The sequence below is a fragment of the Acidaminococcus sp. genome (genome assembly GCF_057597765.1).
On the sequence record NZ_DBMBXK010000012.1, the window covers coordinates 37,878 to 56,062 of the forward strand.

Below are 18,185 nucleotides of genomic sequence, written 5' to 3' on the forward strand. Positions count from 1 at the left end.
TCTTTTGTAATTTTTACAGATACAATCGTCCTTGTTGCAAATTTGTGGTATAATGAATACAATTTACACCAAACGGAGGGATACAATGGAACTGGAAATGGAATTCATCCGGAAAATGCCTTCTCCCCAGGAACTGAAGGTGGAACATCCTGTGGAGCCGGCCATTTATGAGACCAAACGGCGCCGGGATGGGGAGATCCGGGACATCCTCACCGGGAAGGACAACCGTTTTTTGCTGATCATCGGTCCCTGTTCTGCGGACAATGAGGACGCTGTGGTGGACTACTGCCACCGGTTGGCAGAAGTCCAGGAACAGGTGAAGGATACCCTGTACATCATTCCCCGGGTCTACACCAACAAGCCCCGGACCATTGGGGTGGGGTACAAAGGCATGGCCCACCAGCCCGACCCGGAAGGGAAGGAGGACATGCTGGCCGGGATCATCGCCTGCCGGAACATGCACATCCGGGTGATCCGGGAAACCGGCTTCACCTGTGCTGAAGAGATCCTTTACCCGGAAAACCACCGGTACCTGTCCGACCTGATTTCCTATGCGGCCATCGGGGCCCGGTCCGTGGAAGACCAGCTCCACCGGATGATGGCCAGCGGGGTGGGGATCCCGGTGGGGATGAAGAACCCCACTTCCGGGGACATTTCCGTTATGCTCAACTCCATTGCCGCCGCCCAGCATGAGCAGCAGTTCCTGTTCCGGGGCTGGGAAGTCCGGACCAAAGGGAACCCGCTGGCCCATGCCATCCTTCGGGGGTATGTGGACAAGTTCGGCAAGAGCCTGCCCAACTACCATTATGAAGACCTGGTCCGGCTCCACGAGGAATACGGGAAACGGGATCTGGTGAACCCGGCGGTGGTCATCGACGCCAACCACGCCAATTCCGGGAAAAAGTACCTGGAACAGATCCGGATCTCCAACGACGTGCTCTACAGCCGCCATATGAACCCGGACCTGAAAAAGATGGTGAAGGGCCTGATGATCGAAAGCTACATCGAAGACGGCAGCCAGAAAATCGGCGAAGGGGTCTACGGAAAATCCATCACCGATCCCTGCCTGGGCTGGGCCAAAACCAAAGATCTGATTTTGGAACTGGCCGGCCGGGTGGATTATTGAGAAACAGGGAGGAAGTACCATGCTGAAACAGATTTCGCTTTTTGCAGCCAACCATAAAGGGGCTCTGGGGAAGATCACCAACGACCTGGCCCGGGAGAACATCAACATCTACACCATGCTGGCCACCGACAGCGCCGAATTTGGCATCATCCGGCTGATCGTGGACAATCCGGACAAGGCCCTGGAGGTGCTCCAGAAAGCCGGCTACCAGTGCCGGATCGACTATGTGCTGGCTGTGGACATGGGCAGCGACCAACCCGGGACCCTGGACAAGATCCTGACCCATCTGAAAGACGCCAACGTGTTCGTCCGGTACCTGTACATCTCCTTCGACCGGAAAACCTCCAGCCCTATTGTGGTGCTGAAAACCGACGAACCCGAAACTGAAACCTTCCTCCAGGGAAAAGGGTATACTCTGCTGGACCGGTTCTGAGGGAACAGGGCAGGGGTTGCTTTTCCGTCTTACGCAGAAGGAGACCATCTGCCGGAGGCAGATGGTTCTGAAGGGAAACGCAGCCAGGGGCTGCTAACCCACCACCATTGCGCAAGCGCAACGGTCCCCCGCCCTTGAAAAGGGCGGATATACGCTCGGGGCTTTGCCCCATTGCTTTATGTGGGTGCCAGGGCGTAAGCCCGCGTACCCACTATCCGCCCTTTACAAGGGCGGGGGACCGGCCGATAGGCTGGTGGTGGGTTAGCAGCGTCAGCTGCGTCCTTATTCAGAGGAAACCGGTTACGGGTTCCATCCATCTTTCCTTCCATCCCGGCCCCCCAGGTCGCAAAAAAATCAGGCCCGCAGTCACATCGACTGCGGGCCTTTTTTTGTACAGACTATATTGTATCCGTTCTTTTATATCACAATTCCCTGCAAATGATCCACCTCGTGCTGGATGATTTCTGCCGTAAAATCTTTGAATGTCGGTTTTTGCTTTTTGAATTCCATATCCTGGAATTCTACCTGGATTTCCCTGTACCGGGTGGTTTTTCGGGTTCCGGATAGGGACAGGCAGCCTTCTTCGGTTTCGTAGGGATGTTTCTTTTTGAGAATCACCGGATTGAACATGATCAGATCCATCATCCCCAGATTCACTACGATAATGGCTTTGGGGACTCCGATCATATTGGCAGCCATGCCCACACATTCCTGCCGATGGGCGGCCAGCGTGTCCAGCAGGTCCAGGGCCGTCTGCCGGTCTCCGGGAAAAGCAGGAAGGGCTTTTTGCTGGAGGAAAACAATATCGTGGACGATTTCTTTGATCATAACGGATACCTTCTTTCTTGCAGGAAAAGATTCTGATTTTTTGAAAGAACAATCATCCTTAAAGTTTGATGAATCAATGATAGACCATAGATAGGATAAATTCAACCTGTTGCAGTAACATCCAGGAAAACAAAAGGACAAAAATCCAGGGGATTTTTCCCGAATGGATACCCGTCGGGTGGCCGGGAAGGGCGGGCCCGGGGCTCGCCCCTACAGCGTCAGGGTCGGAGAAACGGGGAGGCAGGGAGTTTCGGCTTTCATCGAATCTTCGATGAGCGGGCCTGCCGTCCCTATGGCTTTGTGCACGGCCCGTATTTTGGTGCATAAATCGGCACCGTAGGGGCCTCACGCCGGGAGGCCCGCAAACACACCGAATGTACGGGCGTAATGATAATCATCCCTACGCCAACCAAGTCATACCGAACGAAGGAAATCCTCTGCCCCCAACGTGGTAGGGGCTCCCTGCAGGGAAGCCCGTCCCGGCCGCCCAGGGGGCCCGAAGCTTCTTTCAAACAACCGTATATCCGGCTTCCGTCAGCACTTCCAGAGATCGGTCGAAGTTTTCCTTTTTCACCAGGATGTAATCGGTATTGAACGTGGAAACGGCGAAAATACTGATCTTGTGTTCGGCCAGGATGCCGGACACCTGGGACAGGATCCCAATCAGAGAAAAATCCAGGATGCCCTGGATCCGGAACCCTTTCCAGCCATCATCCCGTTCCAGAGTCTGGAGAGGAGCATCTTTCGTCCGGCAAACCAGGGACAGTTCCTCATCGGTTTTTCCAATAAAATAAAAATCAGCATCCAAACGGATATCGGACAGCTGGCTGACCTTGCATACCGTCAGATTATAAGGGATTTTTTTCAGTTCCATGGCAGGCTCCTTTGCAGTTAAATATGAAATGTCATTAATAATTTAGTATATCGGCAGTGAGAAAAGAAAGCAAGATAGAGGAGAAGAAAAAGATCATACAGATTTACCCCGAAGGGAACCCTCCGGGAGGCCGGAGAAGGGCGGGCCTGCGGCTCGCCCCTACAGCGCTGCAATCGAACGTTTGATCCAGCCGTCTTAAAAACGAATATTTCGACGATCCCGTTGCTCTGATTTTCCGTTGGTTCTTTGACCCCAACGGCGTAGGGGCTCCCCGCAGGGGAGCCCGTCCCGGCCGCCCAGGGGGATGCTCTGCACTCTGCGCTCTTCACTCTGCACTTATGCCCCATTTCCCACCTGCCCATCCCCCTCTTTTCTGCTATAATTATAAATTATAGGGAAAGTTTCACCCTACAAAAAGTTTGGCAGTAGGAAGAACCCGTTTTACTATTTTCATCCATGAATGAAGGGGAGACTTTTATGATTGAACGGCCTACCACGAAGCAGTTATTGGCTGCTTCCCTCATTGAACTTGCTGGGAAGAAATCCGTTGACAAGATTTCGGTCAAAGAAATTGTCACCAACTGCGGCATGACAACGACAACCTTTTATAATCATTTTGCGGATAAATATGTACTACTGGCTTCTATCTATAACAAAGAAATTGAGCCGGCTTTCAGCCAACTCGGCAATAAAATCAGCTGGCGTGATGCGTTGCGTGTATTCTGCACTACCCTTTCGGATAAACAGTCATTTTTCCTAAATGCGTTGAAAAACACAGCAGGGCAGACCTCCTTCCGCTATGCGACTAATGACTACGCCATTGATTTACTGCGTGAGCGCCTGCGTATTTTAGGTAAAGAAGATGCACTTCCTACAGAAATCGATTTTTTGGCTAAGTACTATATGCGTTCTATCTCTGAGATGATTCAGGACTGGTTTATTGGTGGGCAAAAAATTCCTCTCGATAATTTTATCGAACTGCTTGTCCTCGCCATGCCAGAACCATTAAAGAAGCGTCTGCTTTAATGGCAGGTTGGCATTCTGCACAAAATGACAAGTTCGTTTAGAAACACACGATTTTCTAACGAGATTCTGCCTTTCTCCCGTGCTATAATTCAGTTGAAAAAAACAAGAAACTTACTCAGGAGGATTATCCATATGTCTGTTTTTCCAGAAATCATCCGCCATGTTCCACAACGTGACTATGGTATAGAAGGGCTGACGGTTCGCGTGGACCATACGTCTACAGGCACGGTCTACTTCGTCAGTGCGGAAAAAGAAGTCCATTTCCCAGAGCATGCCCATGCGGAACAGTGGACAATTGTTGTCAGCGGTAAATGCCTGTTGACAATGGATGGCGCAACCAGGACGTATCAGCAGGGCGATACATACGTCATCCCAGGCAATAAGAAACATCAAATCACACTTTGCGCTGGCTATGCGGAAGTTGATTACGTCGACGATCCGTGTGACGGCGAAGCATAATCTATTTTTGCGCGGCCTGCGGTTATGAGTACATTGGCGATATCAACAAAAAATCATAGAGGAGGAGAGATTCCTATGAAAAAGATACTGATACTGGATGGTGGCCCCCGGAAGAACAACAACACTGCAAAACTCCTGGCATCTGCCAGGGAAGGTGCTGTTTCTGCCGGAGCCAGCGTCGAGACTATTGACTTATATAATCTGAACTTTACCGACTGTCGCAGCTGCCTGGCATGTAAGAATAAAAAGATTGCCGTGCCTTGGAAATGCTATTGGAAGGACGGCTTGACGGAAACGCTGGAGAAAGTCTATGAGGCAGATGCAATTATCATCGGCTCGCCAATTTACTTCGGGGAACCAACGGGCGAGGTCCGTTCCTTTATGGTCCGCTCGACCTTTCCGGCACTATCCTATGATGATTATAAGAGCACGTTTACGGGAAAAATCGATGTCGGCATTATCCTTACGATGAATGCAGACCAGAACTACTACGATGAGCACTACAAACCGCGCATGGAAGAATACTTCTGGCCGTTCCATTTCCTGAACGGGAAAACGGAAATACTGGCTTCCTGCGATACGCTGCAGGTACCGGATTACAGCCGATACCGTATGGCATCGTGGGATGAAACGAAAAAGAAAGCGCATCACGCCGAGCAATTCCCGAAAGACCTGCAGGCGGCATTTGATCTTGGAAAGAGACTGGCCAGTCAGCAGTAACTGTTTTGTTGTGAAAGGATAAACTTTTATGAATACAAAAGATTTTCAGCCAGAGATTTTCAAACTCTTTGATGACCAGTGGGGCATCCTGACCGCCGGCGATAAAGGTGCCTTCAATTCGATGACGATTAGCTGGGGTATGCTGGGAACACTCTGGTGTATGCCTCACAAGGGGAAGAATGTCTGCGCAGTATTTGTCAATCCGGCGCGTTATACGTATGGTTTCATGGAAAAGAGCGACTACTACACTGTCTCGTTCTTTGACAACAAGAAGTATCAGAAAGCTCTCGGTATCATGGGAAGCAAATCCGGCCGGGATATGGATAAAGCAAAGGCCAGCGGTCTCACCCCAAAACATCTGGAGCATGGCGTGACCTACAAAGAAGCAGAGATTACTTTTGTCATCCGGAAAATCTACCGCCATGAGCTTCAGCTGGGGCAAATGCCAGCGGATGTCATCGAAGGATTCTATACCAAAGGCCGTGTGCCGCACACGATGTATATCGGAGAAATCATCGAGACCATCCGGTAAATCCCGGCCATCAATCCTATAAGCTTCACATAATCATAATCTCCGTCAGGGTCGGGGGACCAGGGAGGGCAGGGAGTTTCGTTTTTTATCGCACCCCCGATTCCCATATTGTCACCGTCCAACAGATCAAACGAGAGTGCCCGACCCCAACGGTGTAGGGGCTACCCGCAGGGAAGCCCATCCCGGCCGCCCAGGGGGCAAAAAAGCAGGTCCGCAATCTTGAGAAGATTGCGGACCTTTTTCTATCGGGATTTTTGGATAGGGCATTTGCTATAATGACATAACGCAGGAAGATAAATTCAGCTGTGGGTAAAAAGAACCAGAGGGAGAGAAAAATGAAGGTAAGATATGTTGGACCTTCACAGCAGGTTAAGAGTCTGACGGATCATCAAATCTACTCTATTGAACAGGAAAAAGGTGCTTCATTGAATCCATGGGACGAATTGGAAAATACGATTTTTTATGGGTCTGCCCAAGATGTTGAAAATTTAAAATGTCCCAAGTGCGGTGGACCCTTAACGGTAAGATTTGAAAAATCGGAATCCTGCCTCACCATAGAATGCCGGCAATGTGGGGCTCGATCTCATGGGGATAAGTGTCTCCTGGTGCCAAAGTATTTACAGGAGGACGGTGAATTTAATGACGGCTGATGATGGAAAGAAAACGAAAACGCTTCTAACACCTTTTGGTGAGATCAAAATCCTGGTCGATGGAAAACCAATCCCCTATGTTGCACAAAGGGGAAGGAATTTGGAAGGAATGTGTCCTCATGTTCTGGGAAGATATCAGATTGCCATCCATTTTATCCCTGATGGAGAGAATCATACCCTGGCATGTGTTTTTGAAACTGGTTTATCCTATGAAAGAACGCCGGAAAGTGGTGATCGGCTGGAATGTCAAAGCTTTTATAATGATTGCGGGTTTAAAATGTCCATCGGCCTTGAATGTGAGGGAGGATATGTCGATGGCAAGCGGTTCTCCAATGAATATGACTATGATTCAGATTATCTGGCTAATGGAATGGCTTTCTTGATTGACAGGAATACACAAACAGAGCGCTATGTGTTTGGGATATCCTGGATTGATAACGCAGTCTGGAACGATCATACTGAAGACAATCGTAAACGGGATGTTGAAACCTGGTATGGGGCAGACCCAACGATAGGATTGTAAATCTTCGCCACTCAGTTACTAGGACCTCAATCGAATAAAGACTTTCGGCCGCTGGCCGGCCAGGGTAAGGCGTGTCAAGCAGGAGCATAGCAAAATGGTCGATTTATTTTTGCAGGAAATTACGGAGGAAAAAGTTGCCTATAAATATGTCCCAGAAGGTAAAGAGAATGAATACGGGTATGGATTGATTGCTATCGATAAAACAACCGGCGAACTAGAACTGGTTCAACGAGATCCACAGAAGTGGGATGCTTATGCAAGGCATGCAGTTTTAACGATTCATAAATTTTACAAACAGGGATTTTACCCTGAAAAATATACGGTTCTCTGGTATTGAACAAAAAAGATTACGGTGAACATCCATGATTGACCTGGCGAAAGACAGGAAAACTGGCATTCCTAATTCTGAATCTTTGACTTTGAGTTTGTGGTGGCCAGGATTGATTTGCCTTGGTTGAACCCCTACCACGTCTGCGTCGGAGTTGGGTGCAGAAAGACGAGCCGCGAGCCATTGCAATGCCGTAGGACTCGCAGGCCCGGCGTTCCCGTTAGATGCACGAACCTATGACCCCAACGGTGTAGGGGCTCCCCGCAGGGAAGCCCATCCCCGGCCGCCCAGGGGGCAAAAAGCAGGCCTGCAGTCGAGGGATTACGGGCTTTTTTCTGTCGTGATTTTTGGATAGGGCATTTGCTATAATGAACATAAAGCAAGAAAAACCTTCAGGAAGTAGAAAATTAAAAAGACTGCATATAAAAAATCGAGGTGTTGGAGAAAATGAAATCAACACAATTAAAACAAGAAAAAACACAGAATATATTTGCGGGTCTCAAACGTGGAGATTCCAATGTTCTTTTACAATATTTAAAGGGATCACCGGAAACTAAAATCATTGGTATTATAGCTGCCATCATCTATAATAATAGATCTGATGAGTGCGTTAGTCTTTTAAAAGAGATTGCCAAAGGTACGGATTTTGCAAGTTATGGCGGAGTTGTAGCAGAATACGCTATAGCAGCTTTAGATATATTAGAAGTAGAAAAATATCATGGTTCGAATGAAAGAATACTTGGCATTATTAAATATCAGTTTAAAGACTTGAAGGATATCTTTAGATAAAAATCATCGATTTATGCACTCCAACTTCTGCAGAGTGATTATTATGCACGGTTGGACGAGTGTAAGAAAATTCTGCTCTCCGGGCGCCCCCTACGGGCCGGTATTCTTCACATTCGACTCATTCCCGCCTGCCCATACCCCCTCCTTTTCTGCTATAATAACAGAGAAAATTTCACCCCACAAAAAGTGCAGTAGTAAGAACAGTCCGTTTTACTGCTGAATACAAGATATGGTAGCTAATAAATTACGAACAACCACATCTTGTGTATGCCCCAAACTGTTCATAAAACATTGCAAATAATGGGAGAAAAAAGCTCTTCTTGGGTTACTTTTGTAATGAAATAAATTTACATTCAGATAGAGAAAAACTTGCTCGTATAAGATTGCAGCAAGAAAGATAGCCGTGGTGGGAGTTCCTGCCAAGGCTTTTTTATTTTGTTTTCTCGCAATGGCAGCCAATATGATCGGAGTACCAAAGACCATCATTGTGGTGAGCCTGGGAATCATGGACCTGGTGATGTTCAACCCGGCAATCACACAGAAGAAAGGGCCTTACGAAACAGAAGAAGGCTGTCTGTCTCTCACAGGGACCCGAAAAGTCACCAGGTATCAGGAAATCAAAGTGGAATTCCAGGATATGAAATTCAAAAAGCAGAAAAAGACTTTCAAAGATTCCCCGGCAGAGATTATCCAGCATGAAGTGGATCATTTGGAGGGCGTATTGATTTAACAGTCTTGTCAGCGGTCGACAGATATCCGGCCAAACAGTCACAGAAAGACCTGGAACAGGCGAGAGCCATGGGTTTGAGGGACTGATACAGGACTGAGTACCAGGAAAATGAACGCTAGCAATCTGCAAAAACCAATTTTTCTAATTTCCTTTGAATTTAGAAGGAGAATCTGCTATAATCTCTTTCGGTAACTGAAAAATCCGGTGCTGACGGCTGCCGAGTCGTCAGAAGTAGGGCCGTATCCCCATCGTCAGGTCTTAGCAGATGAGGATGCGGCATTTTTTATTACAGGAGGTCATGATGGAATCATTTTTTTACAAAGATCCCTATGAAGAAAACGGGAAAACCATTCTCGAACTGAACCTGTTCCCTGGCAAATACTGCAATTTTAACTGCATTTTCTGCCCTGTGAGCCGGAAGCTGCCCCATCAGCAGACCCAGGACCCGGTGAATGTGGGGAATCTGGACGCGGCCATTCTGGACCTGCAGCAGAAGATCCGTGCGGTGAAGCCGGACCTGGTTTTCATCAATTCACTGGGCGAGGCACTGCTTCTAATAGGCCTAGAAAAGGTGATCCATACCATCCACAAGGAAAATGTCCCTGTTCGCCTCCTGTCGAATGGCTATCTGTACGGAAACCAGAAGTACGCGGCCCTCGCCGGCACCTGTGAAGAAGTAATCGGTGAACTGAAAATGGGCCGGGAAGAAGCTTTCCAGAAAGCCCAGAGACCTCTTGCAGGCTATACGGTCCGTCAGCATATTGAGAATATGGCAGAATTCCGGAAATCCTACCCGGGCCGCTTCCACCTGGAAATCACTGTAGTCAGAGGGTACAGCGACGATTCCGCATCCCTCAGTGTCTTCCGAGATGCCGTAGCTGCCATCAAGCCGGATGTGCTCCAGGTCGTCACTCCGGAAGCCCCCTTCGACAAAGTACTGGGACTTCCCCAGGACAGACTGGAGGCGATTGCCGGGAAGCTGCAAAAGAGCCTTGGCGCATGAATACAGGGAGCCGTGAAAAATGGGATGCCCATTTTTTCACAGCTTCCATTTTTATGGAAACAAAGGATGGACTCCACGGTAATGGAAGGAGAGCCGCACCGTTCCCAGCACCATGGCACCATGATAATATGTTATACTGTATTTAACTATGTATGTTTGCAATTATTCTTTGACAATACACATAATATTCATTAGAGAATAGGATTTGCAGGAAAAGTTGGAAAGACAATATTCTAAAAACGGTAGAAAAGGAAAAGAACCATGAGCATAGAGGGTCTGGAAAATCTAATTGGAAAAATCGTCAGGATAAAACCAATGGTCATCCGTTCTGAAACCGGGGATATCATCAGGGCCAGATGGCTGCCGGAGGAGAGTGACTTTGGGAAGAAGGAGACCATCTGCCGGGGGCAGATGCTTCTGAACGTGGGAAAACCGACGGCCGGGAAGGGCGGGCCTGCGGCGCGCCCCTACAGCGTCAGGGTCGGGGGACCAGGGAGGGCAGGGAGTTTCGTTTTTTATCGTACCCCCGATGCCCATATTGTCATCGTCCAACAGATCAAACGAGAGTGCCCGACCCCAATGGTGTAGGGGCTCCCCGCAGGGAAGCCCATCCCGGCCGCATTTTTGACCGATTTCGAGATACGTTATCATGGGTCAAACTATTTGGTTCCAGAGCCAGAGGAGATTACAAAACAACTTCGGATGTGGATTTGGCGATTGCCAGTAAAACAGATATACTCACTCCTTTGCAGACGGCATTGGAAGACAGTCAATTGCCTTACACGTTTGGTTTAGAGGATGGAATAGAAAGAAGTCAGACCGGCTCATCCGGGCCTATCAGATGTCAGACGTCAGCTGGTTGGCGATGAGCAGATCGGTCTTTCTACTTAGTCAGAACAAAGCTGACGTCTGACATCTCAAGGCTCGCAGGACCGTTTCTGACGTCTTATTCCCCTCCGGCTTACAATGCATCCAGGTTGGCGATGGTACGGATGCTTTGCCAAAAGTAGTGATAGACTTCTTCGGGAGTATCTTTTTGTCCCCGATGGATCCAGGTGGAAATGGCAACCGGCAGCAGGTAACTCATGATGTCAATGAGGTATTCTCGACTTGCCTCTTCCAGTTGGGAAGGAATGCCGAGCAAAGAGCCCATATCTTTGAAATACCGCCGATGATTCTGGGCCAGGGCATCCAGCCGGTTGCATTTTTCCAGTGCGGCGAACAATTCTGCATGTTCCATAATGGTTTGGAAAAACGAGAAAAGAACGGCTTTCCGGGTTCCTTGTTTGGGCAATTCCCTGACAAAACCGGCAAAAAGTTGGTCCATCTGCCAAAGCAGCACATCTACCGGGGTGTCGAAGAGACGGTAAAAAGTGCTGCGGCTGACCGAGGATGCCCGCTGGATGGCTGCAATGGAAAGCCGGTCGGCCGGTTTGTTCTTGGAAAGAGCCAGGACGCTTTGGGCAATCAGTTCCGCACTTTTCCTGGCCCGGGGATCATTTGCAATATGATACATTTTTACGCCTTTCTGTTCTATATCCCAGGAGTGGGTAGTTGGAGCCTGCTTACTGTGATACAATCGTATCACAAGTCAGCAAATAGAACAAGAAAGGCGGTCTTTTTATGACATTGTATACTGGGAAAAAAGTGGGCGTCAGCAAGGAAGAGAAAACCCTTTCCTATTATCCCCTGTTCCAGCGGAAAATGACGGAGGTGCCGGCTGCGAAACTGGCCCTGATCGAGGAACCTTCTCCGGTCCCTGCCGTTCCTTTTGCAGAGCGGAACCGTTTCCTCCAGGGGATGGACAAGGAATTCTGTCAGGTGGGCTATGGCGTGGCTGCTGACGGGACAGGGTTTGTCTGCAATGCAACCTATATGCCCGGAGTGACCGGCGATATGCTGGACTGGTGGTTCCCCTGGCACAGCGTAGGCTCTGACCTCCGTTACAAAATCTGGGACCCGGAGGATCATTATTTTGCCCGTGCCAACAATGCGGCATACGTTTGCGACCCTTCCGTCCCTGTTTCCCAAAAGACTTGGGATGTGGATCATTACATTATGGAAGATATCGGCTTCGGACCGTCCTTCCTGCATTTGCAGTTCAAGCGGCCCAGAGATTTCGGGTATGATGAATCCCTGATGGGGACTGCAGCCTGTCAGTCCTTGGTCTGCGCCATTGGGGCAGGGGATTGCGGGGCGGCCATGACCCATAAATGGTTCCCGTATAAAGAGGGTGTCCTGTTCTGCTCCCGGTTCTGGATTGGATATGCCCTGCACCAGGGGGAGATTATCAAGGCTCTGCCGGAAGGGGATTCGGTACCGGTGGAAGTGGCTCGGGGCCTTTTTGCCCACAATATCAAGGAATTTACCAACCTGGCCGCTATTTTGCCGGAAGTTTACAGGGAGAATAAGGAGAATTTTTGAACAAGACGTCAGGTCCGGTAGGGCCGGTCTGACATCTTAAATCTGATAGGCCCGCAAGAGCCGGTCCGATATCTCTCTTGACCATTGACAAAAAAGCGTGCTGCGATTTTTTTTCGCAGCACGCTTTTTCTCTATTCCATCTTCACTGCCATGCGCAGCCGTTCGATGCTCTGGGTCAGGTTCTCCAGTTTCTCTTCCATCCGTACCAACAGGTACCAGGAGATGACCATGGGGAAGCCGTACTGAGCAGCCTGGCCGGCCAGCAGGGTCAGGTCGTCCATGGTCAGCGGCCGGGTCCGCCAACAGGTCCTGTACGTCCGTCACCTTGGCTGCCTGGACGGTTTCCACCGGAAGGTTGTTCCGGGAGAGGAAAATCTTGCTTTCCAATACTTTTTCCATCACCGGGAGCACCGCTTCCTTATCCACGTCCGTACGGGGATTGGGGATGCGGATGTTCTTGGTGGCTTTTTTGCTGTCTTTGAAAATCAGGTCCAATTTCCGGGAATCTGCCATCTGTCATGCCTCCTTTACGCTTTTTCCGTGAGCTGATGCCGTTCCACCACGTACAGTCCGTGGGGAGCTTCTTCCATCAGCCCGCCGAATTCTTTGCCCATTTCCGCCAGCTGGCCCGCTGTGGCCTTGGTGTCCAGGTTGTCATAGCTGATGTTCTTGAATTTGGGCTGGTCATTTTGTCCACCCCGTTGCTGATTTCCAGCTGCAGGGTCACTGCAGTCAGGTCTTTCGCTGCTGCCATTGGTTCATTCCTCCTTTGTTTACAAGATGATTCAGGACAGAGAGTGTAAGGAGGCGGCCCATGCGGGCCGGCTGCCAACGCCGGTTCTCACGTAATCACCATCCAATCGATCAAACGAGAGGGACCGCCCCCAACGCCGTAGGGGCTCCCCACAGGGGAGCCCCTACCGGCCGCCCAGAGGGCAAAAAAAGCAGGCCCGCAGTCGTAGTGATTGCGGGCCTGCTTTCTGTCCACTTTTTTGCACAGCTCATATGATATACTGAGAATAAGAAAGATTTGGATATCACCAGAAAGCAAGGGAAGTGAACAAAATGAAAGTTTGGATATGCACTGGGGAGTTACGGGCTGTTCTATGTTGACTATGCAAAACTTCTGGCAGCCCGGTGGGCAGAATTGACCGGGACGAAGGATGAGTATGAAGATTTTTAAATATCTGAGCTGTTGAGATAACCGCCTATCATGAATTATTTTTGCGAACCGAGTAAGGGAGAAAATGAAATGTGGAAGTCAATTAAAAATGATCTTATTGGTTCAGAGGGTGGAATCATTCTTCAGGATGAAGAATATGAAGGTTCGTGCCGCATAACATTGGAACGCTGTCGGCCATATGATGCCATTACTTGTGGTGTATATGGTGACATGGTGCATACTGTCTATTCGGATCCTTTAGTATCCCAGCATCTTTATGAAATGATGAAAAAAGATTTACAGGCTTTCATTGATGCAGATATTGAAGATCTAGGCCGGCGTAGCGATTTTATGAGGCATTTATTGAAAGGTATCGTTGATATACTATTTTACAGCAGCGTTCAGGAAAACAAAAGGACAAAAATCCAGGGGATTTTCCCGAACAGAACCCTCCGGGAGGGCCGGGGAAGGGCGGGCCTGCGGCACGCCCCTACGGCGCTGCAATCGAATGTTTGATCCAGCCGTCTTAAAAACGGATGTTTCGACGATCCCGTTTCTCTGATTTTCCGTTGGTTCTTTGACCCCAACGGCGTAGGGGCTACCCGGAGGGGAGCCCGTCCCGGCCGCCCAGAGGGCAAAAAAAGCAGGTCCGCAGTCTTGAGAAGATTGCGGACCTTTTTTTGCAAGAAAAGACATGGAGCTATTCTTGATGATTGGAGGTCAGCCCATTTTATCAACAGGGATTTTATCTTGGTAAATATTGTGTCACAAAGAGTACCTGCTGATTATCCGAACAAATCACTGTGGCTTCCTGTACGGGTGAGAGTCAATGTCAGGATATCTTCTTCGATTTTGTAAATCAGCAGCCAATCCGGCAGTATATGGCATTCCCAGAATCCGATATAATCTCCAGACAAGGCATGATCTCGATATTTAACCGGCAGTACCTGTTCTTTAACCAGGATTTCAAGAACATCCTGGAAAAGCTCTGGTTTATGTCCTGGACGCTGGACAGTCCTTTTATAATCCTTTTTGAATTGCTTGCGGTAGCGGATCTTAAGCATTCAGATCCTCCATAAGGTCTTTTACGGAATCATAGGTTTTACTCAGGTTCCGATGATGATTTACGTCATCGATTGCCTGCAGAGTCTCCAGTTGGTTGGCAGAAAGACGCAAGTCAAAAGGAATTCCTCCATGACGTACAACCGAACGCAGGAACATATTGATGGCCGTAGAGGTAGGAATACCAAGGTCAGAAAAAATCAATTCCGCCTGATGCTTCAGATCCGCATCGACACGAAGATTCAGGGTCTTTGTATCGGACATAGCAATCATCTCCTTTCATAGCTATTGTAACGTTAATTAAGGAAAATGTAAAGAAAATTACTTTTTATCGCGTGCCTGCAAGTCTTCTTTTTGTCAGTTTTTTTGGAAGACAATAGGGATATAACGGAAAGAACTGGAGCAGGTGGGCGAGATCCAGCCCAAGGTAATCCGGTTGCCAAAGCTAAGTGCAGAGTGAAGAGCGAAGAGTGCAGAGCGGGACGGAAGGTGCAAATGGTCCATTGCGATGCCGTAGGGGCCTCACGCCGGGAGGCCCGCCAGATGCACGAGCCACCGACGTCAACGTGGTAGGGGCTCCCCGCAGGGGAGCCCATCCCCGGCCGCCCAGAGGGCAAAAAAGCAGGCCCGCCGTCTTAAGAAGATTGCGGGCCTGCTCTGTAATTATCCGGCAACAGCCCGAGGTATTTAAGCCCCGGGATTATCTTTTTGTACATGAAAAAGGACTGCTGCACGTCACATTACGTGCAACAGCCCCATTTTATCACGCTGTTGCACGCGATTTCACATGCAACAGCTCACTTTGTTACGTTCTTATTTATCAAAATTTATGATCTGTCCATCATCCGGTACAGCTACCTGTTTGTCTAACTTTCTGCTATGGACAAAGTCGCGCATATTTTTGCGTGATACTGTGCAATGGTTAATGGCATCCATATGCACCGCTACAATTTTGGCCTTTGGCATTCTCGTTGCCGCTCTGCCTACATCTTCTGTACCCATAATAATGGAATCATTGTAGCAGATGGACTTAGCATAACCAGTATTCATAATTAGAATATCGGGCTGACGATTTTGTAGCGTTTTATCAACCCGGGCCGTCCAGACCGTATCGCCCATCAGGTAAGTAGTTTTTTCACCGGGAGCAGCAAAGACCACGCCCATACTTTCTCCGAGCAGTACGCTATAAGCGGGATTGGCATACATCTCTTCCGTACCATGCGTGCCTTCTACTCTGGTCAGGCGCACCCCTTGGAACTCGATATCCCGATCCAGCACCTGAACATTGCGGAAACCTTCCTTGCGAATTTCAGTAGCGTCCTTATCATCCTGCACAAATACAGGAATATCTTTGTTGATGAACTGCTGAGCTACTTCATCCCAATGGTCAAGATGGGTATGCGTGACAATTAACGCATCAACATTCTTTAATACATCCTCCTTTGATTCGGGCAAGTCCACCTTGGGATTGCGCACCTCACTGTTAAAAGAACCAGCAAAGCCTTCATAACGGCCTTTTTCTGCCAGCATGGGGTCTATCAAAAATACCGTATCGTTGTACGCCAATTTGCCCGTAGCATTGCGTACATGCTGGTAAGAAACCTGTGCAAAGGCACTGCCCGTCATCATCGTCATTCCCAAGAATGCAGCCATTAAAGTTTTTCTCCACTTCATTTCATTTCCTCCTCTGAATCACAATTTAATTTACATTGTGATTATACTTTGCTAGAATTTTACTTACGATACAGGATTTCAAGAGATGCATACAAATCACTTGAAATTTTCAAGTTTTCAAGTTAGGAGCATTGCCATGAATTTTTTACCTGCCAACAACAAAAAAATTGACAAAACTGACCATGAAATCCTCAGCATTCTGCATAAAGAGGCCAGAATTTCCATGACTGAACTGGGAAAACGCGTTCACTTAACCAGTCAGGCGGTCAAGAATCGTCTTGACCGCCTGACTGATTTGGGCGTTGTCCATCACTATACCGTGAATGTCAACTGCCCCATATATGGTTATAAAACACATGCCCTTATAAAAATAACCCCACACAGCGGTTTTATGAAGTCCCTGTTGGATTATCTTACTCAGTGCCACAGCCATATCAACCACTGTTATCAGATAACTGGTGCTCAAACACTATCCATCGACAGTTATTTTACGGACGAGGCAGAATTGCAGGAATTTATTGACACAATCCAAAAATGGGGGGATTATGAAATCGAATTGGTATTAAGGGACATCTTACTCTCTGAAGGTGATGAATGATTTTTTTTCTGTAACAGACACACTCACTATCTGCAGACATAAGATTTTGTGTGGTTTCCGTCAGGCTTTCCCAAACACCAAAGCCGACAGTGATACTATTTATCTGCTATAATAACAGAGAACATTTCACCCCACAAAAAGTGCAGTAGTAAGAACAGTCCGTTTTACTACTATTTTTACTACTGCAACGGGGAAAGTTGTGCCGTTTTTTGCAAAATTATGTCCTTTTCTCCGTGAACAGGTGAAACCCGAAAATCCGCATTAATTCGGCATATTTTGGCATAGAAGGGAGTTTTGTGTCCATGACTAGGATACTTTTTATTTGCCACGGCACTACGAGGTGCATGGGCCTGGAGAGGCGCATAAACTGGGGATGATAGAAACAAATGTACAATAAAAGAACACCTGTTTTACTACCAAACGCAAGATATAGTGGCCTATTGGAAGAAGATAACTACATATTGTGTATGCCAAACAACGCACGTAAAACTTTGCAAATCAGGAAAGAAAAAAGAGCTTTTTAGGGCGCTTTTGTTATGAAGTGAATTTACATTCAGATACAGGAAAACTTGCTCGCAGGAAAGGGTACGGCAAGAGAGATGGTCCGTGGTGGGAGTTCCTGCCCGGGCTTTTTTTAGTTATCCTAAATTTTACATAGCGTCCATGGTATAATAAAATGTATTGTAAATATGGGGAAAAGGGGAGATGGCTTTGAAAACGGTGCAAGTAGTGGCTGCGCTGATTATCAACCAGGACAAAGTCTTCGCCACCCAACGGGGATATGGAGAATTCAAAGATGGCTGGGAATTTCCTGGCGGCAAAATCAAGCCCGGGGAAACACCGGAAGAGGCCCTCAAACGGGAGATCAAGGAAGAAATGGCCACGGAAATCCAGGTGGAAAAGCTTCTCACCACTGTTGAATACGACTATCCCACCTTCCATCTTTCCATGCAGTGTTTCCTCTGCAAAGTAGAACGGGGCAATTTGACCTTATTGGAACACGAAGCTGCTCGGTGGCTTTCTTATGATGAGCTGGATAGTGTGGATTGGCTGCCGGCGGATCGGGTTGTGGTGGGGGAGCTGCGGAAATACTTGGCCAATAATTTATCTGATTAAAAGTTGTTGCGGTTTATTAATAATACAATAAAGTACAGTTTACAAGGGACTACACAGGGTAGGTATCTGACGGGAGGGGTGCCGCCAGTCAGATTTTCCATGTGATGTTCAAGCTGTCGCTTGTGGCG

At 48.3% G+C, this 18,185-nt stretch carries 25 protein-coding genes and 3 pseudogenes; 19 read left to right on the plus strand and 9 right to left on the minus strand.

All coding sequences use genetic code 11. The features are described 5' to 3' along the window. Positions 1 to 85: 85 nt before the first annotated feature. Both ACZOF8_RS08670 and ACZOF8_RS08675 read left to right on the plus strand, forming a co-directional pair. Positions 86 to 1,126 carry a 3-deoxy-7-phosphoheptulonate synthase gene (locus ACZOF8_RS08670; RefSeq protein WP_022488106.1) on the plus strand — a complete coding sequence of 347 codons (1,041 nt, stop codon included), beginning with the start codon at positions 86 to 88 and terminating at the stop codon, positions 1,124 to 1,126. Between the two features lie 19 nt (positions 1,127 to 1,145). Beyond that, positions 1,146 to 1,559 carry an amino acid-binding ACT domain protein gene (locus tag ACZOF8_RS08675; protein ID WP_022488105.1) on the plus strand — a complete coding sequence of 138 codons (414 nt, stop codon included), beginning with the start codon at positions 1,146 to 1,148 and terminating at the stop codon, positions 1,557 to 1,559. Positions 1,560 to 1,976: 417 nt separating this feature from the next. Here the strand turns inward: ACZOF8_RS08675 and ACZOF8_RS08680 are convergent, their stop codons facing one another. Together ACZOF8_RS08680 and ACZOF8_RS08685 are read right to left on the minus strand one after the other, a co-directional pair. Continuing rightward, a complete protein-coding gene (locus tag ACZOF8_RS08680) occupies positions 1,977 to 2,387 on the minus strand; it encodes a peptide deformylase (protein ID WP_487426779.1) in 411 nt (136 codons plus the stop codon). Positions 2,388 to 2,895: 508 nt separating this feature from the next. Further along, a complete protein-coding gene (locus ACZOF8_RS08685; RefSeq protein WP_487426781.1) occupies positions 2,896 to 3,261 on the minus strand; it encodes an ACT domain-containing protein in 366 nt (121 codons plus the stop codon). A 477-nt stretch (positions 3,262 to 3,738) separates the two neighbouring features. Between ACZOF8_RS08685 and ACZOF8_RS08690 the strand changes: the two genes are divergently transcribed. From ACZOF8_RS08690 to ACZOF8_RS08745, 12 genes are all read left to right on the plus strand, one after another. Then, the gene (locus ACZOF8_RS08690; protein ID WP_487426782.1) at positions 3,739 to 4,287 is read left to right on the plus strand and encodes a TetR/AcrR family transcriptional regulator C-terminal domain-containing protein; all 549 of its coding nucleotides are present in this window, start codon (positions 3,739 to 3,741) and stop codon (positions 4,285 to 4,287) included. A 132-nt stretch (positions 4,288 to 4,419) separates the two neighbouring features. Continuing rightward, positions 4,420 to 4,746, plus strand: coding sequence for a cupin domain-containing protein (locus tag ACZOF8_RS08695; protein WP_022487520.1), 327 nt, complete (start codon positions 4,420 to 4,422; stop codon positions 4,744 to 4,746). A 75-nt stretch (positions 4,747 to 4,821) separates the two neighbouring features. After that, positions 4,822 to 5,466 (plus strand): flavodoxin family protein, encoded by a 645-nt coding sequence (locus ACZOF8_RS08700; protein WP_022487521.1) that lies wholly within the window; start codon positions 4,822 to 4,824, stop codon positions 5,464 to 5,466. A 28-nt stretch (positions 5,467 to 5,494) separates the two neighbouring features. Next, a complete protein-coding gene (locus ACZOF8_RS08705; protein WP_487426783.1) occupies positions 5,495 to 5,998 on the plus strand; it encodes a flavin reductase in 504 nt (167 codons plus the stop codon). 305 nt (positions 5,999 to 6,303) lie between these two features. Further along, positions 6,304 to 6,648: a DUF8054 domain-containing protein gene (locus ACZOF8_RS08710; RefSeq protein ID WP_487426784.1), complete on the plus strand. Its 345-nt coding sequence runs from the start codon at positions 6,304 to 6,306 to the stop codon at positions 6,646 to 6,648. Then, positions 6,638 to 7,171 carry a hypothetical protein gene (locus tag ACZOF8_RS08715; protein ID WP_154488268.1) on the plus strand — a complete coding sequence of 178 codons (534 nt, stop codon included), beginning with the start codon at positions 6,638 to 6,640 and terminating at the stop codon, positions 7,169 to 7,171. The genes ACZOF8_RS08710 and ACZOF8_RS08715 overlap by 11 nt, the downstream gene beginning before the upstream one ends. A gap of 94 nt (positions 7,172 to 7,265) precedes the next feature. Next, entirely contained in the window at positions 7,266 to 7,508 is a 243-nt protein-coding gene (locus tag ACZOF8_RS08720) for a hypothetical protein (RefSeq protein WP_154488269.1), read from the plus strand. Between the two features lie 438 nt (positions 7,509 to 7,946). Beyond that, positions 7,947 to 8,288, plus strand: a complete 342-nt coding sequence (locus tag ACZOF8_RS08725; protein WP_154488270.1) for a hypothetical protein — start codon at positions 7,947 to 7,949, stop codon at positions 8,286 to 8,288. Positions 8,289 to 8,736: 448 nt separating this feature from the next. After that, entirely contained in the window at positions 8,737 to 9,018 is a 282-nt protein-coding gene (locus tag ACZOF8_RS08730; protein WP_022487524.1) for a peptide deformylase, read from the plus strand. Positions 9,019 to 9,316: 298 nt separating this feature from the next. Beyond that, entirely contained in the window at positions 9,317 to 10,021 is a 705-nt protein-coding gene (locus tag ACZOF8_RS08735) for a radical SAM protein (protein ID WP_487426785.1), read from the plus strand. Positions 10,022 to 10,282: 261 nt separating this feature from the next. Further along, entirely contained in the window at positions 10,283 to 10,609 is a 327-nt protein-coding gene (locus ACZOF8_RS08740) for a hypothetical protein (protein ID WP_487426791.1), read from the plus strand. Beyond that, positions 10,588 to 10,890 (plus strand): nucleotidyltransferase domain-containing protein, encoded by a 303-nt coding sequence (locus ACZOF8_RS08745; RefSeq protein ID WP_487426787.1) that lies wholly within the window; start codon positions 10,588 to 10,590, stop codon positions 10,888 to 10,890. The genes ACZOF8_RS08740 and ACZOF8_RS08745 overlap by 22 nt, the downstream gene beginning before the upstream one ends. Before the next feature lie 92 nt (positions 10,891 to 10,982). Here the strand turns inward: ACZOF8_RS08745 and ACZOF8_RS08750 are convergent, their stop codons facing one another. Then, positions 10,983 to 11,537: a TetR/AcrR family transcriptional regulator gene (locus ACZOF8_RS08750; protein WP_022488297.1), complete on the minus strand. Its 555-nt coding sequence runs from the start codon at positions 11,535 to 11,537 to the stop codon at positions 10,983 to 10,985. A gap of 107 nt (positions 11,538 to 11,644) precedes the next feature. Between ACZOF8_RS08750 and ACZOF8_RS08755 the strand changes: the two genes are divergently transcribed. After that, positions 11,645 to 12,445, plus strand: coding sequence for a DAPG hydrolase family protein (locus ACZOF8_RS08755; RefSeq protein WP_022488296.1), 801 nt, complete (start codon positions 11,645 to 11,647; stop codon positions 12,443 to 12,445). A 131-nt stretch (positions 12,446 to 12,576) separates the two neighbouring features. Here the strand turns inward: ACZOF8_RS08755 and ACZOF8_RS08760 are convergent, their stop codons facing one another. The 3 genes and pseudogenes from ACZOF8_RS08760 to ACZOF8_RS08770 form a co-directional block, all read right to left on the minus strand. Next, positions 12,577 to 12,726 carry a YvrJ family protein gene (locus ACZOF8_RS08760; RefSeq protein WP_083236257.1) on the minus strand — a complete coding sequence of 50 codons (150 nt, stop codon included), beginning with the start codon at positions 12,724 to 12,726 and terminating at the stop codon, positions 12,577 to 12,579. A 46-nt stretch (positions 12,727 to 12,772) separates the two neighbouring features. Next, a pseudogene (locus ACZOF8_RS08765) lies at positions 12,773 to 12,958 on the minus strand (DUF2922 domain-containing protein); the annotation flags it as partial. Positions 12,959 to 12,972: 14 nt separating this feature from the next. Beyond that, positions 12,973 to 13,125, minus strand: a pseudogene (locus ACZOF8_RS08770) (DUF1659 domain-containing protein); the annotation flags it as partial. Positions 13,126 to 13,520: 395 nt separating this feature from the next. Here ACZOF8_RS08770 and ACZOF8_RS08775 point away from each other — a divergent pair. Further along, positions 13,521 to 13,628, plus strand: a pseudogene (locus tag ACZOF8_RS08775) (ATP-grasp domain-containing protein); the annotation flags it as partial. 69 nt (positions 13,629 to 13,697) lie between these two features. Next, positions 13,698 to 14,123: a hypothetical protein gene (locus ACZOF8_RS08780; protein ID WP_487426788.1), complete on the plus strand. Its 426-nt coding sequence runs from the start codon at positions 13,698 to 13,700 to the stop codon at positions 14,121 to 14,123. 269 nt (positions 14,124 to 14,392) lie between these two features. Here ACZOF8_RS08780 and ACZOF8_RS08785 read toward each other — a convergent pair whose 3' ends face one another. The 3 genes from ACZOF8_RS08785 to ACZOF8_RS08795 all read right to left on the minus strand — a co-directional run bounded on the left by ACZOF8_RS08785 (position 14,393) and on the right by ACZOF8_RS08795 (position 16,343). Next, complete coding sequence (locus ACZOF8_RS08785) at positions 14,393 to 14,671, minus strand: type II toxin-antitoxin system YafQ family toxin (protein WP_154488274.1); 279 nt, start codon at positions 14,669 to 14,671, stop codon at positions 14,393 to 14,395. Continuing rightward, positions 14,664 to 14,933 carry a type II toxin-antitoxin system RelB/DinJ family antitoxin gene (locus ACZOF8_RS08790; RefSeq protein WP_154488275.1) on the minus strand — a complete coding sequence of 90 codons (270 nt, stop codon included), beginning with the start codon at positions 14,931 to 14,933 and terminating at the stop codon, positions 14,664 to 14,666. Before ACZOF8_RS08790 ends, ACZOF8_RS08785 begins: the two co-directional genes overlap by 8 nt. A 549-nt stretch (positions 14,934 to 15,482) precedes the next feature. Further along, positions 15,483 to 16,343, minus strand: coding sequence for an MBL fold metallo-hydrolase (locus ACZOF8_RS08795; protein ID WP_154488276.1), 861 nt, complete (start codon positions 16,341 to 16,343; stop codon positions 15,483 to 15,485). Between the two features lie 136 nt (positions 16,344 to 16,479). On the opposite strand from ACZOF8_RS08795, the gene ACZOF8_RS08800 reads away from it, so the two are divergent. Further along, positions 16,480 to 16,941, plus strand: coding sequence for an Lrp/AsnC family transcriptional regulator (locus ACZOF8_RS08800; protein ID WP_022488291.1), 462 nt, complete (start codon positions 16,480 to 16,482; stop codon positions 16,939 to 16,941). A gap of 711 nt (positions 16,942 to 17,652) precedes the next feature. Beyond that, positions 17,653 to 18,057 carry an 8-oxo-dGTP diphosphatase MutT gene (gene mutT, locus ACZOF8_RS08805; RefSeq protein WP_487426790.1) on the plus strand — a complete coding sequence of 135 codons (405 nt, stop codon included), beginning with the start codon at positions 17,653 to 17,655 and terminating at the stop codon, positions 18,055 to 18,057. The last annotated feature ends 128 nt before the right edge of the window (positions 18,058 to 18,185 follow it).